Raw genomic sequence first — 23974 nt, forward strand, 5'->3', positions numbered from 1 at the left:
TAAGGTTTATAAAAAAGACAAAAGCGAACCTAAAACATGCCTAAAAAATTACAACAAAAAATTTCTCAGTTCAAAGATGCTTCTGCAATTAAAGAGGCTGGACTTTACCCCTATTTTAGGGCTATCGAATCTGCTCAGGATGCTGAGGTAATTATTGAAGGAGAAAAAGTTTTAATGTTTGGATCGAACTCCTATTTGGGATTAACCAATCATCCTAAGATTAAGGAAGCCTCAAAAAAAGCAATTGATAAATATGGAACAGGTTGTGCCGGGTCAAGGTTTTTAAATGGCACTCTGGACATACATATAGAACTGGAGAAACGTCTGGCTCATTATGCAGGTAAAGAAGATGCTATACTTTTTAGTACAGGTTTTCAAGTGAATTTAGGTGTATTATCTTGCATCACCGGACGAAATGATTACCTGATACTTGACGCTCATGACCATGACCATGCTTCAATTATTGATGGTTGCCGCTTATCTCTATCACGGGTAATAAAGTATGCCCATAACGATATGGAAGACCTCCGCCGTAAGCTAAGTCTTTTACCTGAAGAGGCAATTAAAGTTATCGCAGTAGATGGGATATTCAGCATGGAAGGCGATCTGGTTAAATTACCTGAAATTGTTTCCTTAGCCCATGAATATGGTGCAAATATTATTGTTGATGACGCGCATAGTCTGGGAGTCATTGGCAAAAATGGCGCAGGTACAGCGTCACATTTTGGTTTAACGAGTGAAGTAGATTTGATAAGTGGTACTTTCAGTAAATCATTGGCTTCGTTAGGAGGCTTCGTAGCTGGTGATCACACTACAATAGATTATTTAAGACATAATGCCAGATCCCTTATATTTAGTGCCAGCATGCCACCATCGGCTGTTGCAAGTGTACTTGCCGCACTTGATATTATAGAATCTGAACCTGAAAGAATTGTTAAACTATGGGATAATACTTCTTATGCCATGCCATTAAATTAATGCAAGAAGAAGGTTTTGATGTGGGCGTAACAGAAAGCCCGATAATCCCCATTTACATTCGTAATAATCATAAGACCTTTTTAGTAACAAAACGTCTCCAGCAAGAAGGTGTATTTGTAAATCCAGTTGTCTCTCCCGCTGTGTCAGCTAATTCTTCACTATTAAGGTTCTCTTTAATGGCAACTCATACGTTCGGACAAATTGAAGAAGCAGTAAGAAAAATCAGGAAAGCTTTTGATAAGATAGGTGTAAGCACATTAAAAACTGAACAAGATCAGATGTAATAAACTTACCTATCCATACACAGTATTTATTTAATGAACTAATTACCAGGCCATCAGGCACAAGATTGGTCACTTATCATAGCTCACTGGAGGAGATTCCTCCAAATTACAAATTTATAGAAACCTCTGATGATCATTCACTTAGAATGTGGATCAAGGAATAAGTAGAATTTATTAAACTGATAAATATCAGTTCATATCCTGATTTCTTTCCAAAACTCCTTCCTAAATTTTGACATTCACATGCAAACTGATTCCATCAACTTAGTCTATTTTGATAAAGATACAAGCTTTGATTACCTATATCCCAAACGCATTCAAATTTTGTTTATCAGAAATTAGATAAAAAACCATCCGGAACACGACTGGTCACTTATCATGGAGCAATTAAACAAATACCTTCGAGTTATAAACTTATTGATAACTCTTACAGTTATGCACTCAAAATGTGGATGAAGGAATAATTTGAGCCGTGCAAGAAAACTGGCTTCATATATGGTTGACTAATACTCGTAGAGACAGTCAAAACAGTGATAAACTTTCTTCACATGAAATGGATAAACAAACAGCACTATAGAGACTATCATAGTCAAAATACTGAACCGCTTTTTAGTTGCCTGAACGTAACCAACATGACAGGATCCGCATTGGGGACAAACATATTCTCCTACTTCTTCTCCTTCTTTGGCAGTTTCTGAAATTGGAAATGTTTCGTCTAGTATACTTCTTGCCAAACCAGCATCTCTTTCAAAAAGGTGTAGCTTAACACCACCAAGGGCTTGCGTATATAAAGGGTTGATTGTTACAGTATTTTCATCAGATAAAAAACACTGAATGCCTGAGTCCATTAACCTTGATTTTACAATATTAGCTTCTATAGGATTATAGAAAACTTCGAACACAACGATATTATCCATTCTCAATTTAGATCAACAATAATTCATTATAATTGGAACAAAAATATAACTATAAATCCATATTTAATCAATGAACTATGTTATATTGGTTCGGTGCGTCCCTAAAAATTCAAATATAAAAATCTGAGAGGCTCCCCTTCTTCATCTTCATTACAGCTACACATTCATCCATTTTGGCTAATTTCTAATTGATTGTAATTATCATTTTTGCTCATACAATACAATAGTAGCTCAGGCCTGCATGGCCATCAAATTAACTCAATAGAAATGGACAACTCCTCTTAAATAAATTTAAAATATGGAAATGATGGTTGCTTTCTCCTTTTCCGACAGTCGTAATCCTTCATTTACCGCATAAGAAAAGAAACTATATTGTTTTATTTTTTTCCGCCAAAGGATAAAGGATATTCCTAACAAACTGTTTACTATTTTTTCAACGCTCCAAGGTGCCTATAAGTATTGAGCAATACGCTTGTTGGTGTGGTCAAAGTGTTAACACAGCTTGCCGGATTTCTATTTATTAGCCCGCAAGCAGTTGGAAAATGGGAACGGGGCGAGGGGTTGAATAATAGAAGTAATATCATTAAATTTGCCGCCCGAATGAACAATGGCGCTAAAGGCTTGTGTTACCCTGGCAGATTATTCTACAAAGCCAGAATTTCCATTGATTTAAAATCACTCTAACTTAATCAACAGGCTAATTCATTAACTAATTAGCCTGTTGACAATTATTTGTTAAATTCTGTCTTTTACACTTTGTATTCCGGATATAAACTCTTGTTGTAATTCTATATATATTTATGATTCCATTTTCCAAATCATAATTTTCATAAAACTTTGGTAAAAGAAAATATGCTATAATTTCAGCTCCAAATTGAGGAAATACATTTCTGGCAGTATCCATCACATTCTTTCCTCCAAAACCACCCGGCGAGGTTGTCATTAAAAACATTTTTTTTTTTTTGTTTTGGAAAGGTTTGATATTGATTCTGGTAAGCCAGTCAAAAATATTCTTAAATACGGTAGTATAACTTCTATTGTGTTCTGCAAGAGAACAAATAATAAGATCGCATGATTCAATCTCTTTTATAAATTGGTGAGCTGCTTCAGGGAAACCTTTTTTTTTTTCTTCATCTATGGAAAAAAGCGGCATCTCAAAATCATTCAGATCAATCAGGCTAACATCATTGGTGGTGAAATATCTGAGGCAGTATTTAACTAATTCCCGATTAATGGAAGAAGAAGAAGAGCTTCCTGCAAAGGCAAGTATTTTCATTGTTCTGGATTTAATTTTGTATTTTTTCTTAAAAGAGACCTATATGGTGGCTGACATGATAACTGCCGCCACTTCCTTTGGATGTGAAATATATACAGCATGGCTGCCTCCTTTAATCTCTGTTATCTTTGTTCCCGACCTCTTATACATCGCCCTAAGTATTAGAGGATTAATACTTTTATCAGCCGTGGGCACAATGCCAAATGCTGGCTTTGTATGCCATGCTGCTGCAGACAATGGTGTGGTAAAAGATACTGCGGCTATCGGCTTTTGTGAATCTGCCATAAATACAGCCTGTTCCTGGCTAAGACCACCTGCAAATCCAGCATGGAATTTTTCTTTGTCATAATATAAAAAGCCTTCTTTATCAGGCGGGAGAATACCATTTTCTGGTAAAGCTGGCTGAGATGAAACCCATTTCCATGTATCTTCACCCATATCCGGCTGAAAAGCAGTGACATAAACCAGAGCGGCTACTTTCGGATGGTTACTCACTTCGGTAATCACAGCGCCTCCCCAGGAATGTCCTACCAGAACGGCCGATCCATCAACTTTATCCAAAGCTCTTTTTACAGTTGCTGCATCATCCTGCAGCGAAGTCAATGGAATTTGAGCAATAACAACATGGTATCCTTTCCTGGTCAGAATATCATATACCCCTTTCCAGCCCGATCCATCCACAAATGCCCCATGTACGAGGATTATATTCTTAACTTTTAACATACTTTCTGTGCTTTGCGCATTAATTTTAGAATAATTGAATACTAAGGCAATTGCTGCCAAAAGCACCATATATATTTTCTTTCTCATACTTTTTTTTTTTTTATATTTTATATTTCAACTACCACTCTTAAATAATTGAGTAGCTTATTCGGTTTTCCCAACTAAATCCCCTCTTTGTCAGACACATCATACATCCACTTTTTAAGTAACTTTAATATGAACGGTATAGCTATGTATACCATTAAAGCAGAAATTATAACAGATACCACTATGCCACTTAGTATGGGTGACAAAAAATCTAGTTTAGCAAATAAAACAGCCACTATTTTGGGTACAAATATCGTCAGCGGATATACAGCCAGAAATGATGCAATTACTTGTTTCCAGCCAGGGATCTTTTTTTTGCTATCTGTTTGAAACCAAAACTGATTGCCACTATGCAGAACCTCTTCTTTCCCGGAAATATCTTCTATAGATGCTTCGTTTAAAATCTGCCTGCGCAGGTCTGAATTCATCCATTTCTTTGCATTATAGAATGTATTAAACCGCAGAACTACAGTATGAAATTTTTCTCCGTTTACAGAGGATAACTCACTCCTGTCTATGAACCCCTTCGACCTGTTAGTAGCTTCAATCAGTTTTTGATACCAAAGATTCCTTTGAATATCATTAGTATTATTAAGCTTATATTTTACAATAAAGGTGCTGATCATTGCGCTTATCCCAATTGAACATTCATTGTAATAATATCTCTGGAAGTAAGGTTAATAAACCAATCTTCCGATACAATTTGTGATTCCGGAAGAAGAATTCATAGAAACTTTGATACGTAATTTCCGCTTCCATTTTTGCCAGATACCAGCCAATACAATGATGTATACCTTTGCTAAAAGAGAGATGATTTTTCAGGGGATCTTCTCCGTTTTTCAAGTCATAATTTGCAGAAGCCAATATCACAATTAATAAATCTCCTTTTTTTATTAAAGTATCAGACAGCATATAATCCTGATGACTGTATCTTGGGAATGCACTATTTGCCGGCGAAGTTCGAAACAATATTTCGTCCGCAAGATTATCATGTGGTGGTATTTTATTACTTATAATTTGATGAAGCCCCTGGCTGATTAAACTTGCCGTTGTTCCTGATCCTGCCATAAACAAGAGCAGACTCATACTTAGCACCTCTTCTTCCGAAAGATCAGCATCTAATAATACAGAAATGATATCATTGCCCTTAAGATCTTTTTTTTCGGCTATAGCTTCACTGATGATTTGATGAAATGAGACTACATTTTTCAAGTGATCTTCAGGATTTCCTTTTACCAGTTGGAGAGAAATAGCATATTCAGGAAAATGCTCCCGCCATTCCAGGCCTAACATCTTTGAAATTACTTTTACCGGAACAAGATAGGAAAGCTCTTTTGCCAGATCATGTATTTCTTCCTTTTTCCAATTGAACAGCATACTTTTAATCTCTGTTGTCATAAACCCGCGATAACTCTCCAATACCTTTTTAGTGAAAAACTTTTCTAAAGGATCTCTTAATCTCTGATGCTCTGCACCATCAGTAGCTAATAAGTGTAAAGGTTTTGGAATGGCCTCGGAGAAAGGATTTTGTCGATATGACTGAGCTTCTGTTGCCGGTTGCACCCGAAATATGACGTTTTCTGTAAGCACTTCTTCTACATCCGAACGCCGTGTTACTAACCATGCCTTAGTCCCGTTTGGAAGTTCATAGGGATACAATCCTTTTTGCTTGCGTAACGCTGCCGAAATTAGTTCAGGATTCGTTGCGAATACTTTTGAGTTGAAATCTATATTGTCTATCATCGTTTTTCTCTGCAATTGATAAATACTCTTCTACAAAGTACCAGATCTGTGAAAAATGTGTTTATGCTCCAGAAAATCTTCCAATGAAGCTACTCCATTAAGCCTTCCAATTCCACTTAACTTATATCCACCTTCCTCAAATTCGTCATTTACCTGCGCCCATTCATTGATCCATACTGTACCGGCTTCCAGCGCTCTGATCACTTTGAATGGAAGGTCTACATCCTGACTCCATACAGATGCAGCAAGCCCATAAATGTTATCATTGGCCAATTCTATGGCTTCTTCTGCTGTCTCAAAAACCTGAAGAGTAGCAATAGGGCCAAATGTTTCGTCCTGAACAATCGACATTTTATTATCATTTACCAGCAATAATACCGGGCGATAAAATGCACCCGCAGTCAATGGACCACTAGTAATCTTCCCTCCTCTTACCAAAACCTTAGCACCTTCTGCAATTGCTTTTTCTCCACTTTATCTACACGATTCACATTCTCTTTGTCAATCATTGGTCCCATATCACTTTCAGGATCAGAAGCCGGACCTACTTTTACATTTTCTAATCTTTCCGACAATCTTCTAACAAGTTCATCCTTAATTCCTCTCTGTACCAAAATCCGGCTTCCCGTCATACAAAACTGACCAGCAAAAACAGTAATAGCTTTCTCCAATACAGGTACTGCCACATCCAGATTTGCATCATCAAAAACAAGCATAGGCGTTTTCCCTCCCAATTCAAATCCAAATTTCTTAAGCTGTGAAGCACCATTCCGCATTAAAATCTTTCCAGTTTGAGTACTACCAGTGTAAGAAATAGTTGGCACATCAGGAGACTCCACCATTAAAGCTGCACCTTCACTTCCGCTTTCGGTAAACTGATTGATTACACCCTTCGGTAAGCTTTTAACAGACGCAAAAACCTCGTTAATTTTTGCATTGATTTGTGCTGTTTGTGCCGGCATCTTAATCACAACGGTACGGTACATCCCGCTGCCAATGCTGGAGCTAAAGAGCGAATCATTAAAATAAGTGGTGAATTCCAGGGCGCAATAATTCCGGCAACCCCAATTGCTTCTGTAAGTACCATGCTATACGAACCAGGTTTGGTTTCCAAAGCACGACCCGTTTGTGTTAGTGCCTGAGCAGCATAATATCTTAGTTTAGGGGCTACCAAACTAAATTCGAATTCTGCTTCCCCTCTTACTTTTCCATTTTCTAAACTAAGTATATCCACCAATTGATTTTGATATACTTCAAACTGATTTGCGAGTTCGTTTAAAACTTTATATCGCAAATGACGGTTCGTTTTCCAATCACTTTTTTTGAAAGCTTCTTTAGCAGCAGCTATAGCTTGTTCTGCTTCTGCTTTTCCACCATCGGCATATTTTCCAATCGCCAATCCGCTGGCTGGATTGAAACTCTCTTTGTGGTTACCATTGTCTATCCAATCTCCATTAATCCAATTGAGTACTGTCTTCATTTTATATAGCGTTATTTTTAGTTTGAATATTTTTTGGTTTTACTTTCCATTTTTAATCTCTTCTGCAATTTTCTCAGCCATCATAATAACGGTTGGATTGGGAGCAGCCGAAACAGCATCAGGAAATATGGACGCATCTACCACACGTAACCCCCTGGTTTTATATACTTTGCCTGAAAAATTAACTACAGCATCTTTGCTATTTTCCACTCCCATCGGAACTGTTGAAAATGGATGATGATAGGTATCCAGGGACTTTTTCATGGATTCAATAATATCCTCGTCTTTGGTGATATCATTTCCCGGATTGAGCTCCTGTGTTGTCAGACTTTTAAAGGGCTCTGTCCGACCTATCCTCCGGGCAATCTTAATACCTTCCAGTAATCTTTTCTGATCTTCTTCTTCTGCCAGAAAATTTAAATCAATAACCGGGGATACTTTTGGGTCTTTGCTTGAAATAGTAAGCGTGCCTGATGATTTTGGATTAGTTAGTTAAGGCTACTGCCAGAACAAATCCTACTTGAGTTGGGCTCTGTTCATGGGGAAACAAATGGGTAGCTGTAATATGCAGGTCTAACTCCCCCTGCTTTGCATAAGAAGATTTTGTCCATAATTTTGCTCCAATCACAGGCGTTTGTCTTTCTACTTTTTCTGCGTCCAAAGCGTAGGCATTATAATAGAATGGATGATCATATAATTTTTTCCCAACAGGCAACTCTGCTACTAAAGGAATGTTCAATTCAACAAGGCTTTCTCTTGGCCCAACTCCCGAACGCAGTAGTATAGCAGCACTGCCGTAGGTTCCTGCCGAAAGAATGATTTCTTTACCTTTAAAAACACGTCCATCTGCAATTAAAACCCCAATCGCTTTTTTGTCTTCAAATAAAACTTTATCCGTTAATGCATCACCAATGACCGTTAAGTTCTTTCTGTTACGTACAGCTTCATCCAAATATGCCATTCCTGTATTGTACCTCACCCCGTTGATGATATTCATGGGATAAGCACCCACACCGTGTTGTTTCCCGGCATTGAAGTCTGAAATTTCGGCATACCCAATATTTTCCGTGGCTTTCATAAACGCAAGCTGCATAGGGCTGATTTCTTCTTTTGTCATTTGATGTATAGGAAATAATCCATTAGCACCATGCCATTGCTGATCTGACACATCTGATACTTCCATTTTTTTGTAGTAAGGAAACACATCGTCCCAGGTCCAGCCTTGAAGGTGATATTTTTGGGTCCAGCGATCAAAATCTGCCGGAAGAGAACGCACTGCAACAGCTCCGTTGACGCTGGAACTTCCTCCTAATACTTTTCCACGAATAGCTCCAATGGGTTTCTTAATATAACCGGGTGTGGATTGATAACCCCATTCATAACGACTATCTCCATTTGCTCCCAGTACATCGCTGCTTGCTATAATATCGGGATAGCCCTTCTTGTCGAATATAGGGCCCGCTTCCAATATTAATACTTTTTTAGAAGGATCTTCTGATAACCTGTTGCCCAATACTGCTCCCGCAGATCCAGCACCTACTATTACATAATCGTAATCTATGGTAGTAGCCATTGTTGTGTTTTTTGAATCCATTATCTTGAAATTTTGCGCATTAATATCCCTGGAAAATAAGGAGAAGACTCCTGCTATAACTATATACCTCACAGCTTTATAATTTAATTTTACGCTTTACTTATTTTATTCTTATGCAAATCTAATCTCTTACCAGTTCATGGAAAAGGTGAAAACCCGAACAAATCATGGATATTTGCGAATAAATAAACTCCATAAAAAAAAGCCCTGTCAAATAGTTGAACAGGGCTTTAGAAATAGGATAGACTTAAATGATTTATTGAATTATTGTGGTAAATTCAGGATGGTTTATTTTCCTTAAATTGTGTAGGAAATATTCCTGTTCTGGTTTTGAAAAACTTGGTAAAGCTAGAAGGTTCCTTAAACCCTAATTCATAACTAACTTCTTTGACGCTCATCGATCCGTGAATTAATAAACGCTTACTCTCCAGTATCATTTGTTCATTAATAAGTTCTTTAGGTGATTTTCCAAGAACCATCATTACTGCCTTCTGTAATGTTCTTTCGCTGATATGTAATTCTCTTGCATAATATTGCACTGTTGTTTCCTTTCTGAATGTTTGACTAATCAATTTTTTAAAATTCATAACATATAAACAATCCTGAGAATAACCTCTATAATGCACTTCTCTATTACTCAGCTTTTTGAAGCTCCGTTCTAAAGAAAACAACAGGTTGAATAAATCGTTACGGAGGATCAGCGCCTGGAATTCATCATATGGCGCCAAAAGTTCAATTTCCATCCTTTCTACATGAACAATAATGGCTTCTAGTTCCGATTCAATGAAGTTAAGTTTAGCAACATCACGAATACTATTGAAGATTTGAGCATTATCTAAAAAGTGTTTATCCTGCAGCGATTGATAAAGAAAATCTTTTGGGAATGCAATCATCACGAACCCATCGTAAAACTTCATTATTTATAAATTTATGAACCTGCCCGGGAGTGATAATAAGAATATCACCACGATTTACAGTTACCTCCTGAAAATCAATCATGTGCTTAGAAGTTCCTTCATTAACAATACTAATAAGGTAGAAATCTGTCCGGTGTGCTATTTCAACGAGGCCTTCTCCTTTTCTAATTCTTTCAGAAATTTTAATGAAATGCAGGCTTTGTAAAGGATTGTTAATGGGGCTAAAAGGATAAGACTTTATATTGGACATATTTATTATTTTCTCCACTTCATTTTTATGAGGCATACAAGATTAATATAAAATTGCAACAATCCATCTATTAAATATTCTAAAACAAAAGCTTCCAAAGGGGCTTTCTTTTAAAAAGATGCCGGCATTCTTGCAGGTATTCATCCATAATACGCGGTTTTCTTAAAATTAAGTTTGTAATTGTATCACTATCCGGTTCGGGAACTTTGATTGCCAAATCGTCAAGCTCAACAATATGGGTAGCCAGCCCAGCCATTTGGGTAATTTTGCTTTCCTGGTTAATTGACTAAATAGTTCGTCTGGCGTAATATCCACATATTCAATTTTATTGCCTGTTATACGGGATAGTTTTGCTGCCATTTCTATATTTGTAATGGCCTGAGGCCCCGCAAGAATGACTGATCGTTCCTTCAATTCTTCCGTCGCTAATAAATAATTCACCGCTACCGTTGCTACATCACGGCAATCAATATAATTTCGCTGAGCATTACCTAAAGCCCCGTAAATTTTACCAAAATATTGGATTGTAAATGTATTTCGCTCCCAATTTTGCATAAACGAATGGGGTCTTAAGCAACAAAATTCATCCAGATTGCTTGAAAGATAGTCATCTATTTTACTATGCCATTGGCTCACCTCTACCTTTGCCGGTGAATGAACAATCGGTGCAGATAACTTAACTATTCGTTTTATGCCGCTTTGTCTGGCAGCATCAATTATGTTAATTTCATGCTCTACCTGGTTCGGGGATGTTGCAGTTAAAAGAAATAATGCATCTGCCCCGATGCATGCTTCTTTAAGTTGCCCGCTTGAATTTAAATCGGCACTTACATAAGTGATATTCAATGCGTGGCTGCCCGTCAATACCGGATAAGGACGCTCAGGGCTTCTAAGAACCCCTCTTACCATACAATCACGATCATTTAGTTGACGCATTACCTCTGTTCCAACAGTACCTGTACATCCAAAAACAACTATAGCAGGTTTAATTTTTCTCATCATTATAATTTATTTACTTGTTGACGGATCGTCAATATTGCAGCGCCCAAAAAGGCAGATAATGTTATATTAAAGCGTTCTGATGGAAGTTTGAGTATTGAAGTGCATAACATTCCCAGACAGATCATTAAAAAGACGACAAGCGTGGATCTTATCAACTTGTTTTCTACTAAGATCTGTCTCGAATCGAATTGCCAAAGTATAATAAAGCTAAATACCGTTGATAATAAGGAAGAAAACCTATATAGCTCGTATAACTTGCCATCATAAGCTCATTTTTTCGAAGAAGAAAACCTGATATAAAAGACATTAAGGTGGGAAATATATAAGCAGGCACAGCTGCAGAGATCAGTGCGCGCAGGTTGAAAGTTGAAGGAAGATAATTTCTGGTTTTCATATTTAATGGATTTTTGTTTATCTCCTGCCAAAACGATAAGTTAGCGCAGCTTTTCCGTAAGCCATGTTCGAAATAGAGAAATCATTCACCGTTTTTTGGTTCGTGTCAAACAATTCATAACGATTTAAAAGCCCCATTCCACCCTGTGCCAGAAGCCAGATACCTCCTGTCAAACGCTGATGTACCTGTAGGCCGCCATGAATAGTAGAGAACTGAGCGTAATCGACCTCGTTACCATTATAACCTCCATAATTTTTCAGATTAAACCGTGTCAAGTCTATTGAACCAGCCAAACCTACTTGAGTATTTGGACTTACATTATAGAGAATATTTAACCTCGGCCAATAAAACTGCCAACCATTTATTATTTGTACTCCGATAATCAATTGAGATTCCAGGAGTAATCAAAGTCTCTCCGAAGGAATACATAGCATGAACCCCAAATCCAATTTCGAGATTCGATTCAGTACCAAATTTTTTCGATACCCCGAGTATTCCATCCAGGATCAGATCATCAAAAGAAACAGATTTTTTAAAATCTGCTGCAACGGTTGGCATTGCTATTACCAAAACAGACCATTTACTTGAAATTGGGTGCCGGATAATAATTACAGATTTTATTTCATGAATTTTTTCAATGCGGTTAGGATCAGCTATCGTATTATTTTCATAATTGAAATCCATCAAACGATAGTTCAGATTACTAAAAATGCTTGTCCTGCCAATTCTAAAAGGAGGAACAGGCAGCCATGCATCATAGGTGTTCAGTTGAAACTTATTCCCTGTAAGTGAACTTTCTGACGGCAGATCTTTAAAAGTCGCTTTATTATGAGCAGTGACGGACGGCAATACCGCCCACATCCTGAATAATCTGGCCCTGGCTTTTATTTGAAAAGAGGAGAGTTAAAACAATTAAACCAAGGCATGGCCATTTGGCTATAGCTTTGTAATTACAGTGAGTGGTAGTTTGGAGGTTATTCCTGATACCGCAGTTTCTAACAGTCATTAGTGTTTTCATTTTCTTTGGATTGAATAATACAAAGGTGGACTGAAAACGAGGGTTACTTTAAAACTAAACCATCCTTTATTCGGACAAATCTTGCATAAAGGCAGTTCGGTATTCCGAGGGGGTTACTCCGGTTATCTTTTTAAAGAGACGCCCGAAATAACTGGGATCTCCATAGTTAAGCTCAAAAGCTATTTCAGAAACGCTCTTGGTCAGATCCTGTAAAAGTAGCTGGCTTTGCAGGATACTTACTTTGTTGATCCATTCTTTTGGACTTTCACCAATAGTCTCCTTGATACATCTATGGAGATAGTTTTCGGAAACAGATAGCTCACCGGCATAAAATAAGATCGTCCTATGTTGCAGATAGTGTTTGTAAACCAGTTCCTTAAAATTGAAAGTAATTTCAGTACTTCGGTTAATACTTTTATTCAGTTCTTTACTTGAAGTAAAAATTTTTTGTAGCCCCGCCTGCAAAAGAGAGTAACAGATGCTAAGGTTTGGATTTGGGTAATAAAGCTCGATGCTCAACAGTTCAAATAAAGATGTTAGCCATGAACTGCTCTCCTGCGATAAATGAATGCTTATATTCGCAGAAAAGAGTTTAATGAGCTCTTGCTTTGATAACAATTGATTAAGGGTCTGGTCTTCAAATAAAATCATATGCCCCGCAGCATCCGGGCTCACCTCCTTTAAAGAGGTTACATTTCCTTGCCTGACAAATAAGATTTCATTCTCTTTGATTGACACCAAATCAGCATCTACCTGCTGTTTTGCACTTCCTCTGGTAATATGTACAATGAAATTATACTCAGGCCTATGCAATGGTGTTGGCACTTTAATGAAACCAGAGGTCTTTTCTATATCATGTATCTGAACAGCCGTCTTTAAAATCGCAAAATCAGCTGACATTTCTGACATAAACTGTCCCCTGAAATCTGTTGGAGTTATTCTCTTTATTTTAGTCACAGCACAAAATTAGCAGCACATATAATATCTATTATTGATTGTGATATCCCTTTTTATACAACGTATAAAATTTATCTATCTCCGCAGGACTATAAGCCTCCGGATACAACAAAATTTCTTTGGTAAACTCCAGAAATGCGGTTCCATTCGCAGTCACGATGTTCCCGTCAAGGACAGCTTGTTGTTCTTGATAATTCATTTCATTGTTATACTTTGTTCCCTTATACGCTTTGAGATCTTTAAGCGTATTACTGGTATGTTTTACTTCATTCAAAAAACCATTAACGCCTAAAAATAATGAAGCATCACAAATTGCACCTACCAGGGCATCTTTTGCCAAAGCATCCTCCACTAAAGGAAGTATCAGGTTAGTATATCGGGGCCTCTCCACGAAGAACCTCCAACCAGTATCAGAGCAGCGTATTCAGCAGGAACAGAATGGATATCATAATCGGGTATAACTTTCAGACCACCAAAAGAGACAGCACAATTCTTTGTCAATGACAAAGTTTTCACTATATATTCAGGGGCTATTTTACCTTCCGGGTCAGCATCAGCCAAGCCCCCATTAAGTGCAGCGGCAACAAAAGCAGACTCCCAATCAGCAAATTCACTAATTAGTACCAGGATAACTTCTTCTTTTATAATTCTCAAAGTATAAAATTCTTCATCAAAGATATAATTATAAAAAGAACCAGGATAAATATAATTTTAATTAATAATATATCTCCAATTACCCTCTTATTTCTGAATAAAAAATTATTTTTCTCATTAATTCAAATAATTTTCCTACCCAGTAGCAACCTGTTAAGGTGGATTCAAGAATGAAAGTCCTGCCTTAGTAAGGGTAAACCTGGTTCTTGTTGTCATTATTAAAGTTGAGTTAATATAAAACCCAAAATTTAAAATGAAAACAACGCATTTTTTTCACATTATTTCCGCTTTTTTATTAACTATCGGCGGTTGCAAAAAATCAGAGCAGCCAATTAAAACAGATAATAAACAATTTAATGAAATTGAAAGCTATCTGAGATCTGTAAGCGATACAGTTCCCGGTCTTGCAATAGCTATAACCAGCGGTGAGGATATTGCCTATAGTAAATCCTTTGGCGTAACCAATATACAAGATAAAACAAAATTAGAAGTTTGGAATACGTTTCATGTGGCCTCAATATCCAAAACATTTACTGCCACTGCTGTAATGCAGCTAGCCGAAAAAGGGAAGATAGATATCGAAAAGCCACTAATTACTTATCTTCCTTATTTTATACTGGATGATGAGCGTTATAAGACCATAACCATTAAGCAAATGCTCAACCATACCTCAGGAATGCCAGACGTATCAAATACAGAAGATGAAAAAGATTATGAGTGGGAAAAGGCATTGCGGATGAAGGTGCTTTAGAACGTTATACCAGAAGCCTGGCAAATCAAAAACTGATCAGCGCTCCGGGTGCAACGTTTCACTACAGCAATATCGCATTTGATGTGCTGGGAGATTTGATTGCCAAGGTTTCTGGAATGTCATTTGAGAAATATGTAAAATACAATATCCTCACTCCGCTGGAAATGCAGGAAAGCAGCTTTTATTATCCTGAAATTAAAAGTAATTTGCGCACCTCTCCACATACAGGTAAACCCACTGTATTAAGAACAGTATATCCTTATAATAGAATGCATGCCCCAAGTTCGACGTTAAACTCAAACGTTTTGGAGCTTTCGCATTGGGCAATTGCTAATATGTACCAGGGGAGATATAAAAATAAACAGATCATTTCTTCTGCTACATTTTCAAAAATGGTAAACCCTACAGCCCCTATTCCTGAATTAAATGCACAAATGGGCTTAAGCTGGTTTATACTTCCTTATAAAGGATATAAAACTTTACATGATGGTGGTGATATCGGCTATAGAAGTATACTGGCATTGGTGCCCGATAAAAAATTAGGGATTATCCTGTTAAGCAATACTGATAATATCGATATTCAGACAGTATACTTCAAAATTCTGGATATTTTATTAAAACCAAATCCATAGACACCGAAGAAAGTTGAAAGTAAAATATGTTTAAAAGGTGTTTAATTTTTCGAAGCCTCCGATACAACAAAAGGACGGTAAGGACTCAAGTTAAACGTAACATTCCCCTGCGAGTCTGTACTTTTATCTCCTGCAACCTCTGCTACAAGTGTATAACGCGCTTTAGACTTGTATCTGTCTACCTTTAAAGCATAAAAGAACATGTTTTTTTTGAACGGCGTACCCCTAAATTTATCAGCCAGGGATTCATGTTCATCTGCCGAGATTTCGATATTATTTTCCAGTAATCTGACATTTTTCACTTTCAGATAAGACTGTCCATTGGTGTATAAAAATCCAGCCAGGCACACTTCCATTGGTATATACTTTGCTGGTAACATCAAAATTAAGTGTTCTAAAGCCGGTGCTGATTTGTCCCGGCTTCCAGGTTGAAATGATATAACCGCCAGGTTTATAATAATCGACTTTTAAAGTGTCAAGCCTTGTATAATTTGCATTAAGCCTTTTCAGAAATTCATTTAAGTCTTTGTCTTTTCCAGATGTCCATCCAATTTCCGCCACAGCAAGCAATCTTGGGAAGTTCTGAACATTCATATCCTTCACTTCCTGAGGTACAGCAGGCCACATATTGGCTTGTATACCCAGCACAAATTTCTGTTCTGTTTCATTAAGATTAGCCAGAGGCCTATATTGATATACATCTTCAATTGTATTGGCCCCGCCGTAGTTTAGATCAGACATAGTTCCATCATTTCTATCTTTTTGAGTGATGTCAAAATAAAGCGGATCAGTAGGGCAAGCTATGGTATAAAAACCATACCTGGCCGCATTTTTCACTGCATCGTACCTACCTATCCATGACATAATTGCTGTGTTCTTTGGAAGGTTACCGGCATCTTCAAGAATATCATTCCATCCAATTGGCCGCTTCCCTTTCTGTGCTACAATCGCACTTACCCGCCGTACAAAATAGCTCTGCAATTCTTCCACTTTCTTCATTCCTTTTTCTTTCATAAACTGCTGTATATGAGGCTCGTTTTCCCAAAGGCGATGAACAACCTCATCTCCGCCAAAATGAATGTATTTTGAAGGGAAAATATCCGCAATTTCTCCAAAAATATCATTCAGAAATGTATAAACAGCTTCCTTTGTCGGGTCCAGAGGATTGGGTGTAAACTGCACCCCCCAGTAATTATACGAGTCCATGAAAGAGACCACATAATCCGGACTTGTTTTAGTGTTCACTCCCAGTTCAGGATGTGTAATGATGATAGGCCAGCAATGGCCAGGCACATCTATTTCAGGTACGATTGTGATATTTCTGACTTTCGCATAAGCAATTAAATCTTCATCATCTGGGCCTGAGTGTAATAGCCGGACCTCTCCGCAGGCTGTTTACTGCTCTCGCCAAAGACAGTGGTTTTCTTTGAAGTCAGTTCAGGATATTTTTTGATTTCGATGCGCCATCCCTGATCGTCTGTCAAATGAAAATGCAGTGTATTCATTTTATACAACGCCATTAGGTCCAGGTATTTTTTCATGACCTCCACACCATAAAAAGTACGACTTACATCCTGCATATATCCTCGCCAGGCAAATTGCGGTCTGTCTTTGATTTGCACTGCTGGCATTGTCCATTTTGAATTTTTAACTATGTTTTTACTTTCTATAGCATCCGGCAGCAACTGGCGGATGGACTGAATAGCATTGAACAACCCTTCCTTATCAGCAGCTTTAGCAATAACATTGCGGTCAGTGACATCCAGCGTATAAGCGCCTTTAACTGTATCTGCAAAATCTTTTGTAATCAGTAACAAAATTCCATTATTTTTTTCTGAGGAGGCTGGCTTCGCTAAATTTAGTTTATAACCTGTCGACTGGTTTAAAATTGACAGTAGAAATGAAGCTACCTGACTGGCATCGCTAGAACAGAAAACTGGAGTGGTAGACAGTAATGTAAAATGACCATTTCCCTTAATGATGGATGCCGGTTTCGGTATGATATTTACTGCGTTTTCCTGAGCCTTTACGGATAAAGTAAGAGCAAAGATAAACAACAAAAAAAAAACTACTTTTTCTATTCATTCTTAATTTGTTAAACATCATAATACTGTACAATTTATAAGTAATGTAGGCAAACTTGATATACTTATTTTGCGCAACCGTTTGCACTAAATTGTAATATGATAGATGACCGTGCTGCTGACTTTATTTTAAATCCGGAAATATAGGTCTCAGTATATATTATTTCATGATTTAAACTATATCTGGTTTTATGTGTTATACAAACGATAAAACCGCGCTATGAAAAGAACAATTTATTTTACTAGCTGTGCACTAGTTCTTGCATTTGTTAGCTGTAATAGCAATAAAGATTCTAAAGATGCCGCCGATAGTGTAAACAGAGTTAAAGCTATAACTACCAATGTTATGGCACGAGGTACACTGGGTGTAAAAGTATCCGATGCAGAATTTGCGACAAAAGTGGCCTCCGATGGAATGGCAGAAATTGAATGGAGTAAAATTGCACTGGAAAATACAGTAAATGTTCACCTAAAATATTTTGCCAGAACGATAATCAATGATTATAGTAAAATTAATAAGGAATTAGCATCAATTGCTGCAAAAAAAAAAAAAAAAACATTTCACTTCCCCTCACGCTGGACGATGAAAACCAAAAAAAATCACACGACCTTAATCAAAAATCAGGAACTGACTTTGATAAAGCCTTTGCTGAAACCTTAGCAAACGAAAATGAGAAAGCATTTAAGCTGATGCAGGACGAATCAAAAGATGGTAAAGATCCGGATGTCAGGGCTTTTGCAGCTAAAACTGTTTCAATTGCTCAATCACACCTCAATATGATTAATGTAATTCATGACAGTCTGAAGTAGGGTAAAACTACAAAAGCTCCCTTCAATGAAAATCATCGAAGAGAGCTAAATATTTTTCATAAATCAGAACCTTTATTGAGCGTAACCAGGGTTTTGAGGCGCCAGATTAGGATTTACCCCCAGAGGAAACTGTGGGACAGGAAATAAATTATGATACTCCCTGACATTAGTCGTGCCCTTAGCGGTTAACGTTGAAACCAATTTACCTGTGCGAACCAGGTCAAACCACCTACTCCCTTCAAAAGCGAGTTCTAACCGGCGTTCCTGCAAAATGGCATCCCGAAGATCCCCTTGTGTTAAATCTGTCAGATCTGGTAAACCAGCTCTTTTCCTGATGCTATTTACTGCTTTATATGCTGCGTTACCATTAACAGGATTATTTAGCTCATTATAAGCTTCTGCATAGGTTAATACGACTTCTGCATAACGCATCAAAGGGAAATTATTATCACTTTGATTTTCTGTTGTAGCATCTGCATCAACCCATTTATTCACATAATATTTACCATCTGTGCCTTTGATAAAGAAAACAGCTTTACGTTTATCACCAGCGGTATAACTATCATATATCTCCTGAGTAGGCTGAAAAGAACCAAAGCCCCTGCCCCCCACACTATTATTTTCCTGGGCAAAAAAGGCAATAAGATTTCCGCCCTGTCCACCAGGCCCGCTCACAAACTGAGCATCAAAAATAGCTTCTTTTCCAAATTCATTCTTAATATCATAAACATCTGAATAAGTATCCCAAAGACCATAACCTGCACCAGATAAAGTCATTACTTCATTCGCTTTATCTGCAGCGGGCTGGTATTGTTTTAAAGTCAGGTATACGCTAGCCAAAAAAGCCTTCGCTGCGCCACTGGTTGCCCTACCCTGATCTGCACTGCCATAAGCTAGTGGTAATATGCTTTCAGCATCCTTCAAATCTGCGATAATCTGCTTATAAACATCAGCCTTAGGGTCGTTTTGGATAAGTAAGCTGATCTAAAGAACTAACCTCCGAAGTAACAATAGGAAGATCTCCAAACAGTCTGACCAGATGGTAATAATAAAATGCCCTCAGGAATTTAGCCTCAGCAACTAACCTGGTTCTCAGTGCCTCATCCATATTTATTCCGGGTATTTTACTGATAGAAGCATTAGCTCTGGTTATACCGATATAAAAGTCGTCCCAGGTTTCACGCAGAATACCATTTTGGGAAGTATGGGTATAAGTATCCAGTTCAATTCTTGGGGCACTGTTATTTAACGGAAACATGTTATCTGTGGTGATCTCGCCCAGAATAACATAGTTACGCGTAACAAAACCATTTAAACGAACAGGCGCGTAAACAGCTGTAATTGCTGAAAGTGCGTCATTTTTAGTTTTATAAAAGTTCTCTGGTGAAATGAATGATTCCGGGTTTTCATCGAGTTTTTTACAGGATGTAGTCCATAATATGCTCAGGAGTAGTATATATTTAAGATTTTTTCATATGAATACATTTGATTTTTTTATAGACCAATATTAATACCTACCAGAAATATTTTTGATGATGGATAACTTCCATAATCTATGCCCTGGCTCAAGTTATCCTGCCCAAACCTGCTTACTTCAGGGTCATATCCTGAGTATTTGGTTTTAGTTAAAAGATTCTGTCCGCTGATATAAATCTTTGCATTGGATAATCGGATCTTTTTAAGCAGCTCCGGACTAAAATTATACCCCAGCTGTACGTTCTTTAAACGAATGTATGAACCATCTTCAACCTGCTGACTCGTTACCTGATATGGAGAACCTGCCGAGCTTGCACGTGGCATATTGCTACTCGGATTAGCAGGAGTCCAGCGATCGAGCACATTAGTAGATTGATTACTGACCCCCGTCATAGATTCCATCTCATACCTGTTTAAGTTGAAAATACTATTTCCTTGTACTCCCTGAATGAAGATAGAGAGATCAAATCCTTTATAGGAGAAATTTAGTAAGTAAAGCCAAAAGTATAATCCGGCTGGGCATGTCCCAGAATTACACGGTCCAATGAGTTAATTACACCATCGGGTACCACATCTTTATATCTGCGTTCTCCTGGTTTGGCACTTTTCTGTCCCGAGGCAGCAACTTCAGCAGCATTCTGAAAAATGCCATCTGTTACTAACCCATAAAAGACACCAATTGGTTGTCCTACACGTAATATTCCAGAGCTTCCCAATTGCAAGTGACCACTTGCTCCTCCTGAGGGGATATCGTCTGTGACTGCACCAAGATCAAGAATTTCATTTTTATTAAATGAGATATTAAAGTTCGTATTCCATTGAAAAGCTCCATTGAGATTAACCGTATTTACAGCGAATTCAAATCCTTCATTTTTAACTTTTCCAATATTCTGTAATGAGGTAGTAAACCCTGAGGTAATTGGCAAGGAAACATTATATAACAGATCTTTGGTTTTCTTTTGATACCAATCGGTCGTTACAGTGATCCTGTTTTTAAACAGACCCAGATCCAAACCAAAATTTAACTGGGCAGTAGTTTCCCATTTCAAATTAGGATTGGCAATCCGGTCTGGGGCATAGCCGATAGCGATGACGTTTCCAAAGTTATAACTTTCGGTCTTTAAGGCTCCTAATGACTGATACTGACCTATTTCCTGATTACCAGTAATACCATAACTGGCTCTAAGCTTTAAATCACTGACTGCTTTCAATTTACTCATGAAGGATTCACTGGATAACCTCCATGCCGCAGATCCCGATGGAAAGAAAGAATATTTTCTACCCATCCCGAATCTTGACGAACCATCATATCTTCCGGAGATTGTAAACAGATATTTATTACTTAAATCATAATTGATACGCCCCAAATATGAGCGTAAACTCCAGTCGTAAGCATTAGAAGTATTCGGATTGGTTTGCTGGGCCGCTCCTAAATTATTGAATTTCAGAATATCACTGGCAAAATTCTGTGCGCTGGCTTTTAAATCCTCAAAGTCAGCATTCTGAAAAGTATAACCCACCAAAAAATTAAAGCTATGGATATTAGAAATTACCTTTTTATAGTTTAATGTATTTTCGTTCAGCCATTCAAAATATCGTGACGTAGTGACTTCCGCTCTTCCATTAGTAGCCAGACCTGCATAAACAGTTCGTGGCAAATAAAAGTTAGTTTTACTAAAGGCCATATTTGCACCAAACATGGTTTTAAAAGTCAGACCGTCAATAATTTTGTATTCCAATGAAGTATTACCCAATATGCGGGTTTTCAGTTCAATATTTGTTCTTTCATTAGCTAAAGCAAGAGGATTGCTGATTAAGATCCCTCCAGGTCTGTTATTCATACTATACTGTCCCTGAGCATCATATACTGGAACAGTTGGAGAGAAAAATAATGCACTGTAGATTACACCAGCGTTACCACCTCCATCTCCGTCTGTTGCTACGGAGTTATTACTGCTATTGGTTACAGTCAGGCTATTACTGAATTTAAACTTACTGGATAATTGCTGATCCAGGTTTACACGTACTGAACCACGCTTAAAACCAGAGTTAGAGACAATCCCCTTCTGATTAAAATAGTTCCCGGATACAGCATACTGACTTTTTTCAGTTCCGCCTGTAAATGTCAATTGATAATTTTGTATGGGAGCAGCTCTAAAGATCTCATCCTGCCAGTCAGTCCCTTTACCTAAAGAAGCTATCTGGGCATCAGTATAAGTTAGTGGCTTAGGGTACCCCGGTTTACCAATGTTATCTCCGTTCACATTCGCAATCCCATCATTAACTAACGTAGCAAGTTGAGATGCATCCAGAAGATCCATCTTTTTCCTTAACGTTTGAGAACCATAATAACTTTCAAACTGGATGTGGTTAGCTCCGGCCTTTCCTCTTTTTGTGGTAATAATAATTACTCCGTTTGCACCTCTGGAGCCATATATAGCTGCTGCCGACGCATCTTTCAAAATCTCCATTGACTCAATATCATTGGGATTAATGCCCGGCCCGTTTTCATTATAAAGCGGATAACCATCAATGACGTAAAGCGGTTCATTTCCACCCTGAATAGAGTTTCCTCCGCGGATACGGATATTCATTCCGCCACCAGGAGCGTTTGAAGATTGTGAGACCCGAACCCCAGCCGCTCTTCCCTGAATAGCTTGTGAGAGCGAGGCAACCGGAGTAGCTTTGATGTCTTTTGAGCCGATTGAGGCAACAGATCCGGTAAGATCACTTTTCTTTACAGAACCATAGCCAACAACCACAACCTCATCGAGATTAGTATTATCAGCCTCAAGTGTAATATCGATTTGCTGGCGGCTATTTACTGGCAGTTGTTTGGTTATAAAACCGATACTCTTGAAAATTAAAGTACCCGCAGCAGGGACAGAAATCGAAAAAGTACCTTTCGCCGATGTACTTGTGGCTTTTGCAGTTCCCACTATTTTTACAGAAACGCCAGGCAGTGGTCCTCCCTGAGCATCTTTAACGAATCCATTCACTTGTATATCCTGAGCGCCAGCGACAAATATGCCTGTGAATAGAAACGCAATTAGTAAAATGATTTTTTTATTCATGCGATTAATTTTTGGTTAGGTTGGGAATTTATTAGTTGGGAATTTATATAGGTCAATACTCGTTATGCTGGATTGGCACCTCTGTATTATTGATTATATTATCGGCTATCGTATTATTAAAAGGGGCAATGTTTTGCATCGTTTGAGAAGGATACCTTTTAGTATCAAATTTTCCAGTCCAGTCTTTATCTTTACTATCACCAATTAGAATCCCGGTAACTCCATTGATGATGTGATTATTTTTGATCAGGCAATCACTTGCAGCGATGTAAAACCCAGTCTCAGTTTTACCTTTTGCCATCCCATACATTAACCTGATACCTATCGGCAAACCTGTCAATATATTATTGGTAATGACATGATGAGTTCCATTAACACGAATGCCACCTGTCCCTCCTTTGAAAGTATTGCTATTATTACACAATCATGCCCGCCACGCATAACCAGTTCTCCCTGGCAATCCTCAAAAAAATTACTGATATAACTGTTTCCTGAACTTTTATTGCTAATCACTTCCGGTTCACCGTTACATTGAATGAAGCGATTGTTACGAACCGTAGTATGCGCAATTTGTTTTCCCAGCAGTATAGGATCCTGCCCTACCTGAATACATTCTCCGCCATTAAATAGTTTCCAGCTTACTTTATCCTTATGCTCAAATACATTGTGATCAATCAGCGTGTAAACAGGCACCGCGTCAGCAGTAATCTTTACCTGCAATTCCTGATTATCAATATTGGCAATGAAAATACAATGGTCTACCCTGTTATGCTCCCCAGCCCCTGACACTACAACAATAGGTGTAAACTGAGTTTTCGCAGTATTTTTTGTAAAAGTACAGGCAGTAATCCGGCAGTATTTTGCTGCTTTCAA

Annotated in this window: 31 protein-coding genes and 2 pseudogenes; 7 read left to right on the forward strand and 26 right to left on the reverse strand. The window is 37.8% G+C overall.

The features are described from left to right. Positions 1 to 36: 36 nt before the first annotated feature. Together ACWYN3_RS11515 and ACWYN3_RS11520 are read left to right on the forward strand one after the other, a co-directional pair. Entirely contained in the window at positions 37 to 978 is a 942-nt protein-coding gene (locus ACWYN3_RS11515) for an aminotransferase class I/II-fold pyridoxal phosphate-dependent enzyme (RefSeq protein WP_456221273.1), read from the forward strand. Then, on the forward strand, positions 978 to 1262 hold the full coding sequence (locus ACWYN3_RS11520; RefSeq protein WP_456221274.1) for a hypothetical protein: 285 nt from the start codon (positions 978 to 980) through the stop codon (positions 1260 to 1262). Before ACWYN3_RS11515 ends, ACWYN3_RS11520 begins: the two co-directional genes overlap by 1 nt. A 503-nt stretch (positions 1263 to 1765) precedes the next feature. On the opposite strand, the gene ACWYN3_RS11525 is transcribed toward ACWYN3_RS11520, so the two are convergent. Further along, positions 1766 to 2179 carry a putative signal transducing protein gene (locus ACWYN3_RS11525; protein ID WP_456221275.1) on the reverse strand — a complete coding sequence of 138 codons (414 nt, stop codon included), beginning with the start codon at positions 2177 to 2179 and terminating at the stop codon, positions 1766 to 1768. Positions 2180 to 2638: 459 nt separating this feature from the next. Here ACWYN3_RS11525 and ACWYN3_RS11530 point away from each other — a divergent pair, with 459 nt between their 5' ends. After that, positions 2639 to 2863, forward strand: coding sequence for a hypothetical protein (locus ACWYN3_RS11530; RefSeq protein WP_456221276.1), 225 nt, complete (start codon positions 2639 to 2641; stop codon positions 2861 to 2863). Positions 2864 to 2888: 25 nt separating this feature from the next. Here ACWYN3_RS11530 and ACWYN3_RS11535 read toward each other — a convergent pair whose 3' ends face one another. From ACWYN3_RS11535 to ACWYN3_RS11610, 16 genes and pseudogenes are all read right to left on the reverse strand, one after another. Beyond that, complete coding sequence (locus tag ACWYN3_RS11535) at positions 2889 to 3455, reverse strand: NADPH-dependent FMN reductase (RefSeq protein ID WP_456221277.1); 567 nt, start codon at positions 3453 to 3455, stop codon at positions 2889 to 2891. 39 nt (positions 3456 to 3494) lie between these two features. Then, complete coding sequence (locus tag ACWYN3_RS11540) at positions 3495 to 4265, reverse strand: alpha/beta hydrolase (RefSeq protein ID WP_456221278.1); 771 nt, start codon at positions 4263 to 4265, stop codon at positions 3495 to 3497. Between the two features lie 74 nt (positions 4266 to 4339). Next, the gene (locus tag ACWYN3_RS11545) at positions 4340 to 4891 is read right to left on the reverse strand and encodes a hypothetical protein (RefSeq protein WP_456221279.1); all 552 of its coding nucleotides are present in this window, start codon (positions 4889 to 4891) and stop codon (positions 4340 to 4342) included. Positions 4892 to 4913: 22 nt separating this feature from the next. Further along, positions 4914 to 6008, reverse strand: coding sequence for a cytochrome P450 (locus tag ACWYN3_RS11550; RefSeq protein ID WP_456221280.1), 1095 nt, complete (start codon positions 6006 to 6008; stop codon positions 4914 to 4916). Positions 6009 to 6038: 30 nt separating this feature from the next. Continuing rightward, a pseudogene (locus ACWYN3_RS11555) lies at positions 6039 to 6994 on the reverse strand (aldehyde dehydrogenase family protein). Beyond that, a complete protein-coding gene (locus tag ACWYN3_RS11560; protein ID WP_456221281.1) occupies positions 6976 to 7488 on the reverse strand; it encodes an aldehyde dehydrogenase family protein in 513 nt (170 codons plus the stop codon). Before ACWYN3_RS11560 ends, ACWYN3_RS11555 begins: the two are co-directional and overlap by 19 nt. A gap of 39 nt (positions 7489 to 7527) precedes the next feature. Next, positions 7528 to 7959, reverse strand: a pseudogene (locus tag ACWYN3_RS11565) (GMC oxidoreductase); the annotation flags it as partial. A 13-nt stretch (positions 7960 to 7972) separates the two neighbouring features. Beyond that, positions 7973 to 9082, reverse strand: coding sequence for a GMC family oxidoreductase (locus ACWYN3_RS11570; RefSeq protein WP_456221282.1), 1110 nt, complete (start codon positions 9080 to 9082; stop codon positions 7973 to 7975). 278 nt (positions 9083 to 9360) lie between these two features. Beyond that, complete coding sequence (locus ACWYN3_RS11575) at positions 9361 to 9975, reverse strand: helix-turn-helix domain-containing protein (protein ID WP_456221283.1); 615 nt, start codon at positions 9973 to 9975, stop codon at positions 9361 to 9363. Continuing rightward, positions 9929 to 10285 (reverse strand): AraC family ligand binding domain-containing protein, encoded by a 357-nt coding sequence (locus ACWYN3_RS11580; protein ID WP_456221284.1) that lies wholly within the window; start codon positions 10283 to 10285, stop codon positions 9929 to 9931. Before ACWYN3_RS11580 ends, ACWYN3_RS11575 begins: the two co-directional genes overlap by 47 nt. 132 nt (positions 10286 to 10417) lie before the next feature. After that, complete coding sequence (locus ACWYN3_RS11585; RefSeq protein WP_456221285.1) at positions 10418 to 11251, reverse strand: NmrA family NAD(P)-binding protein; 834 nt, start codon at positions 11249 to 11251, stop codon at positions 10418 to 10420. Between the two features lie 411 nt (positions 11252 to 11662). Next, positions 11663 to 11920: a hypothetical protein gene (locus ACWYN3_RS11590; RefSeq protein ID WP_456221286.1), complete on the reverse strand. Its 258-nt coding sequence runs from the start codon at positions 11918 to 11920 to the stop codon at positions 11663 to 11665. Positions 11921 to 11963: 43 nt separating this feature from the next. Then, positions 11964 to 12506, reverse strand: a complete 543-nt coding sequence (locus ACWYN3_RS11595; protein ID WP_456221287.1) for a DUF6268 family outer membrane beta-barrel protein — start codon at positions 12504 to 12506, stop codon at positions 11964 to 11966. 223 nt (positions 12507 to 12729) lie between these two features. Next, positions 12730 to 13620: a helix-turn-helix domain-containing protein gene (locus tag ACWYN3_RS11600; protein WP_456221288.1), complete on the reverse strand. Its 891-nt coding sequence runs from the start codon at positions 13618 to 13620 to the stop codon at positions 12730 to 12732. Between the two features lie 31 nt (positions 13621 to 13651). Then, complete coding sequence (locus ACWYN3_RS11605; RefSeq protein WP_456221289.1) at positions 13652 to 14011, reverse strand: DJ-1/PfpI family protein; 360 nt, start codon at positions 14009 to 14011, stop codon at positions 13652 to 13654. Next, complete coding sequence (locus tag ACWYN3_RS11610; RefSeq protein WP_456221290.1) at positions 13984 to 14274, reverse strand: hypothetical protein; 291 nt, start codon at positions 14272 to 14274, stop codon at positions 13984 to 13986. Before ACWYN3_RS11610 ends, ACWYN3_RS11605 begins: the two co-directional genes overlap by 28 nt. A 253-nt stretch (positions 14275 to 14527) precedes the next feature. Here ACWYN3_RS11610 and ACWYN3_RS11615 point away from each other — a divergent pair, with 253 nt between their 5' ends. Further along, entirely contained in the window at positions 14528 to 15025 is a 498-nt protein-coding gene (locus ACWYN3_RS11615) for a serine hydrolase domain-containing protein (protein WP_456221291.1), read from the forward strand. Further along, on the forward strand, positions 14992 to 15657 hold the full coding sequence (locus tag ACWYN3_RS11620) for a serine hydrolase domain-containing protein (protein ID WP_456221292.1): 666 nt from the start codon (positions 14992 to 14994) through the stop codon (positions 15655 to 15657). The genes ACWYN3_RS11615 and ACWYN3_RS11620 overlap by 34 nt, the downstream gene beginning before the upstream one ends. Positions 15658 to 15698: 41 nt before the next feature. Here ACWYN3_RS11620 and ACWYN3_RS11625 read toward each other — a convergent pair whose 3' ends face one another. Genes ACWYN3_RS11625 through ACWYN3_RS11635 form a run of 3 tightly spaced genes read right to left on the reverse strand, consistent with a single transcriptional unit; the run spans position 15699 to position 17717 of the window. Beyond that, complete coding sequence (locus tag ACWYN3_RS11625; protein WP_456221293.1) at positions 15699 to 15959, reverse strand: hypothetical protein; 261 nt, start codon at positions 15957 to 15959, stop codon at positions 15699 to 15701. Continuing rightward, positions 15931 to 16998 carry a family 20 glycosylhydrolase gene (locus ACWYN3_RS11630; RefSeq protein ID WP_456222966.1) on the reverse strand — a complete coding sequence of 356 codons (1068 nt, stop codon included), beginning with the start codon at positions 16996 to 16998 and terminating at the stop codon, positions 15931 to 15933. The genes ACWYN3_RS11625 and ACWYN3_RS11630 overlap by 29 nt, the downstream gene beginning before the upstream one ends. Continuing rightward, positions 16998 to 17717, reverse strand: a complete 720-nt coding sequence (locus ACWYN3_RS11635; RefSeq protein ID WP_456221294.1) for a family 20 glycosylhydrolase — start codon at positions 17715 to 17717, stop codon at positions 16998 to 17000. The genes ACWYN3_RS11630 and ACWYN3_RS11635 overlap by 1 nt, the downstream gene beginning before the upstream one ends. Positions 17718 to 17961: 244 nt before the next feature. Between ACWYN3_RS11635 and ACWYN3_RS11640 the strand changes: the two genes are divergently transcribed. Together ACWYN3_RS11640 and ACWYN3_RS11645 are read left to right on the forward strand one after the other, a co-directional pair. After that, positions 17962 to 18402 carry a DUF4142 domain-containing protein gene (locus tag ACWYN3_RS11640; protein WP_456221295.1) on the forward strand — a complete coding sequence of 147 codons (441 nt, stop codon included), beginning with the start codon at positions 17962 to 17964 and terminating at the stop codon, positions 18400 to 18402. Next, the gene (locus ACWYN3_RS11645; RefSeq protein WP_456222967.1) at positions 18318 to 18551 is read left to right on the forward strand and encodes a DUF4142 domain-containing protein; all 234 of its coding nucleotides are present in this window, start codon (positions 18318 to 18320) and stop codon (positions 18549 to 18551) included. The genes ACWYN3_RS11640 and ACWYN3_RS11645 overlap by 85 nt, the downstream gene beginning before the upstream one ends. A 72-nt stretch (positions 18552 to 18623) precedes the next feature. Here ACWYN3_RS11645 and ACWYN3_RS11650 read toward each other — a convergent pair whose 3' ends face one another. The 6 genes from ACWYN3_RS11650 to ACWYN3_RS11675 all read right to left on the reverse strand — a co-directional run bounded on the left by ACWYN3_RS11650 (position 18624) and on the right by ACWYN3_RS11675 (position 23974). Beyond that, complete coding sequence (locus ACWYN3_RS11650; RefSeq protein WP_456222968.1) at positions 18624 to 19535, reverse strand: RagB/SusD family nutrient uptake outer membrane protein; 912 nt, start codon at positions 19533 to 19535, stop codon at positions 18624 to 18626. After that, positions 19507 to 20007: a RagB/SusD family nutrient uptake outer membrane protein gene (locus ACWYN3_RS11655; RefSeq protein WP_456222969.1), complete on the reverse strand. Its 501-nt coding sequence runs from the start codon at positions 20005 to 20007 to the stop codon at positions 19507 to 19509. Before ACWYN3_RS11655 ends, ACWYN3_RS11650 begins: the two co-directional genes overlap by 29 nt. Before the next feature lie 38 nt (positions 20008 to 20045). Further along, positions 20046 to 20429 carry a hypothetical protein gene (locus ACWYN3_RS11660; RefSeq protein ID WP_456221296.1) on the reverse strand — a complete coding sequence of 128 codons (384 nt, stop codon included), beginning with the start codon at positions 20427 to 20429 and terminating at the stop codon, positions 20046 to 20048. 83 nt (positions 20430 to 20512) lie between these two features. Beyond that, entirely contained in the window at positions 20513 to 23101 is a 2589-nt protein-coding gene (locus ACWYN3_RS11665; RefSeq protein ID WP_456221297.1) for a SusC/RagA family TonB-linked outer membrane protein, read from the reverse strand. Positions 23102 to 23153: 52 nt separating this feature from the next. Continuing rightward, positions 23154 to 23525: a chondroitinase-B domain-containing protein gene (locus ACWYN3_RS11670; protein WP_456221298.1), complete on the reverse strand. Its 372-nt coding sequence runs from the start codon at positions 23523 to 23525 to the stop codon at positions 23154 to 23156. Further along, positions 23438 to 23974, reverse strand: coding sequence for a chondroitinase-B domain-containing protein (locus ACWYN3_RS11675; protein WP_456221299.1), 537 nt, complete (start codon positions 23972 to 23974; stop codon positions 23438 to 23440). The genes ACWYN3_RS11670 and ACWYN3_RS11675 overlap by 88 nt, the downstream gene beginning before the upstream one ends.

It is taken from the genome of Pedobacter sp. NJ-S-72, from assembly GCF_053890575.1.

Coding starts and splice junctions, on each gene's coding strand:
- ACWYN3_RS11515 (WP_456221273.1), top strand. CDS start 37: ATGCCTAAAAAATTACAACAAAAAATTTCTCAGTTCAAAGATGCTTCT.
- ACWYN3_RS11520 (WP_456221274.1), top strand. CDS start 978: ATGCAAGAAGAAGGTTTTGATGTGGGCGTAACAGAAAGCCCGATAATC.
- ACWYN3_RS11525 (WP_456221275.1), bottom strand. CDS start 2,179: ATGGATAATATCGTTGTGTTCGAAGTTTTCTATAATCCTATAGAAGCT.
- ACWYN3_RS11535 (WP_456221277.1), bottom strand. CDS start 3,455: ATGAAAATACTTGCCTTTGCAGGAAGCTCTTCTTCTTCTTCCATTAAT.
- ACWYN3_RS11540 (WP_456221278.1), bottom strand. CDS start 4,265: ATGAGAAAGAAAATATATATGGTGCTTTTGGCAGCAATTGCCTTAGTA.
- ACWYN3_RS11545 (WP_456221279.1), bottom strand. CDS start 4,891: ATGATCAGCACCTTTATTGTAAAATATAAGCTTAATAATACTAATGAT.
- ACWYN3_RS11550 (WP_456221280.1), bottom strand. CDS start 6,008: ATGATAGACAATATAGATTTCAACTCAAAAGTATTCGCAACGAATCCT.
- ACWYN3_RS11560 (WP_456221281.1), bottom strand. CDS start 7,488: ATGAAGACAGTACTCAATTGGATTAATGGAGATTGGATAGACAATGGT.
- ACWYN3_RS11570 (WP_456221282.1), bottom strand. CDS start 9,082: ATGGATTCAAAAAACACAACAATGGCTACTACCATAGATTACGATTAT.
- ACWYN3_RS11575 (WP_456221283.1), bottom strand. CDS start 9,975: ATGATTGCATTCCCAAAAGATTTTCTTTATCAATCGCTGCAGGATAAA.
- ACWYN3_RS11580 (WP_456221284.1), bottom strand. CDS start 10,285: ATGCCTCATAAAAATGAAGTGGAGAAAATAATAAATATGTCCAATATA.
- ACWYN3_RS11585 (WP_456221285.1), bottom strand. CDS start 11,251: ATGATGAGAAAAATTAAACCTGCTATAGTTGTTTTTGGATGTACAGGT.
- ACWYN3_RS11595 (WP_456221287.1), bottom strand. CDS start 12,506: ATGTGGGCGGTATTGCCGTCCGTCACTGCTCATAATAAAGCGACTTTT.
- ACWYN3_RS11615 (WP_456221291.1), top strand. CDS start 14,528: ATGAAAACAACGCATTTTTTTCACATTATTTCCGCTTTTTTATTAACT.
- ACWYN3_RS11640 (WP_456221295.1), top strand. CDS start 17,962: ATGAAAAGAACAATTTATTTTACTAGCTGTGCACTAGTTCTTGCATTT.
- ACWYN3_RS11660 (WP_456221296.1), bottom strand. CDS start 20,429: ATGGAATCTATGACGGGGGTCAGTAATCAATCTACTAATGTGCTCGAT.
- ACWYN3_RS11665 (WP_456221297.1), bottom strand. CDS start 23,101: ATGAATAAAAAAATCATTTTACTAATTGCGTTTCTATTCACAGGCATA.